Raw genomic sequence first — 2,591 nt, 5'->3', positions numbered from 1 at the left:
CAGGCGTTGGAGATTCTTCTTGATGAGGTGCGTGCGCATCTTGAGGGGGAGCGGGAGCGGCTGCCGGTGCCGGCGCCGTATCGTGATTTTGTTGCGCATGCGCGTCTGGCGGTGAGTGCGGAGGAGCACCGCGGGTATTTCGAGCGGGTGCTGGGTGAGGTGGAGGAGCCGACCGCTCCGTATGGTGTGCTGGACACGCATGGTGATGGCACGGGTGCGGGTGAGGCGGTCGTGGAGCTTGCCGTGGGGACGGCTGGGCGGCTTCGGGCGCAGGCCCGGCGTCACGGTGTCAGTGCGGCCGCTTTCTTCCATCTGGCCTGGGCGCGTGTTGCCGCTGCGACGACCGGTCAGACCCATCCGGTGTTCGGCACTGTTCTGCTGGGGCGTATGGAGGCGGGTGGTACCGCTCACCGCACCCCGGGTCTCTACATCAACACTCTCCCGATCCGCATCGACTCGACGCAGAGTGTGATCAGTGGTTTGAGCGTCACGCAGCAGCAGCTGGGTGAGTTGTTGCGGCATGAGCACGCGCCGCTGACCCTGGCCCGGCAGGCCGCCAGCCTGCCCGGGCAGAGCCCGCTGTTCACCTCACTCCTCAACTACCGCCACAGCCCGGCGGCCGTGTCTGAGGGGGCCGCCCTCAAGGGCATCCAGCTCCTGCACTCGCACGAGCGCACCAACTACCCGCTCACGGTGTCCGTCGACGACACTGGCATCGGGTTCCGGCTCTCCGTGCAGGCGGGTCACCCGGTCGACCCGGACGTCGTCTGCGGGCTGCTGCACACCGCCGTCGAGAACCTGATCGGTGCCGCCGAGGGGGCCCTCCAGACGTCGCTCGACCGGATTCCCGTCCTCGATGACCGGCAGCACGAGCAGCTGCTCACCGCCTGGAACGACACGGGGCGCGACGTGCCGGCCGGGACGTTGCCGGAGTTGTTCGAGGCGCAGGTGGCGCGGACTCCGGACGCGGTCGCGGTGGTTCATGCGGGCGAGAGCCTGACGTATGCGGAGCTGAATGCGCGGGCGAACCGTCTGGCGCATCTGCTGGCGGCCGACGGTGTCGGGCCCGAGCACCTGGTCGCGGTGTGCCTGCCGCGCTCGGTCGAGCTGGTCGCCTCACTCCTGGCCGTCACGAAGGTGGGTGCGGCCTATCTCCCGCTCGACCCGGACCACCCGGCCGATCGTCTGGCGATGATGCTGACTGACGGTCGCCCAACGGCCCTGATCACCACCAGCACGACGACGGACGCTGGCCTGGGAGCGGAGGTGGGCGTACGCCGTATCGAGCTGGACGACCCTGCCGTGACCGACCTCCTGTCGCGGCAGCCCGTGCCGAATCCTGCGCGCCGGGGCCACCGCCCGGAGAATCCGGCCTACGTCATTTTCACCTCCGGTTCCACCGGCCGCCCCAAGGGCGTCGTCGTGCCGCACGCCGCGCTGACCAACTTCCTCGCGGCCATGAGCCACCGCCTTCTGCTCACGGAGAACGACCGCCTGCTCGCCGTCACCACGATCGGCTTCGACATCGCCGGGCTCGAGCTGTACCTGCCGCTGGTGTCCGGCGCCACGGTCGTCCTCGCCGACCGCGATGAGGTCCGCGACCCGGACGCCCTTCGGTCCCTCGCCGCGCGCGAGTCCGTCACCGTCATGCAGGCCACCCCCAGCCTGTGGCAGGCGCTGGCGGGCGACGACGCCCTGAGGTCCGTACACGTCCTCGTCGGTGGCGAGGCACTCCCCGCCGAGCTGGCCCGCACCCTGGCCGGCACGACGGCCTCCGTCACCAACCTGTACGGCCCGACCGAAACGACCATCTGGTCCACTGTTTCAACCGTCACGGCGGACACTCCCGTGTCCATAGGCCGGCCCCTCCTCAACACCCGTGTGTACGTGCTGGATGCCGCGCTGGGGCCGGTTCCGGTGGGTGTGCCCGGCGAGCTGTACATCGCCGGCAGCGGACTGGCCCGCGGGTATCTGAACCGTCCGGGGTTGACGGCGGAGCGGTTCGTGGCGTGCCCCTACGGGGGCCCGGGTGAGCGGATGTATCGCACGGGTGATCTGGTGCGGTGGCGTGGGGACGGGACGCTGGAGTATCTGGGCCGCACCGACGACCAGGTCAAGGTCCGCGGTTATCGGATCGAGCTGGGTGAGATCGAGGCCGCGCTGGTCGGCCGGCCGGGCATCGCTCAGGCCGTCGTGATCGTCCGTGAGGACGTTCCCGGGGACAAGCGGATCGTCGCTTATGTGGTGCCGGCCGAGGGTGTGGTTGTGGACACGTTCGCGTTGCGCGCGGGTGTGGGGGCGGTGTTGCCGGAGTACATGGTGCCGTCCGCGATTGTTGTGCTGGATGCGTTGCCGTTGACCGCGAACGGCAAGCTGGACCGGCGTGCGCTGCCGGCTCCGGATCACACCGCTGCCGTGGAGGTGTCCTATCGGGCGCCGCGGACGTCGGACGAGCGGCTGGTGTGTGAGGCGTTCGCCGAGGTCCTCGGCCTGGAGCGGGTCGGCATCGACGACAACTTCTTCAACCTCGGCGGACACTCACTCCTGGCCGTCAGGCTTGCGGAGAAGCTGCGTTCCCGTGGTGTGTCGGT

The 2,591-nt window shown here is 69.5% G+C and carries 1 protein-coding gene; it reads left to right on the top strand.

Annotation, left to right across the window (positions count from 1 at the left end):
* Positions 1 to 27 precede the first annotated feature (27 nt).
* On the top strand, positions 28 to 2,591 hold a 2,564-nt coding region (locus tag ACH4TL_RS45765), incomplete at its 3' end, for an amino acid adenylation domain-containing protein (protein WP_398425550.1).

Origin of the sequence: Streptomyces sp. NPDC021115, from assembly GCF_044333065.1 — a bacterium.
GTDB lineage: Bacteria > Actinomycetota > Actinomycetes > Streptomycetales > Streptomycetaceae > Streptomyces.
The sequence above is the reverse complement of the archived record's forward strand: the minus strand, read 5'-3'. Positions and strand labels throughout refer to the sequence as shown.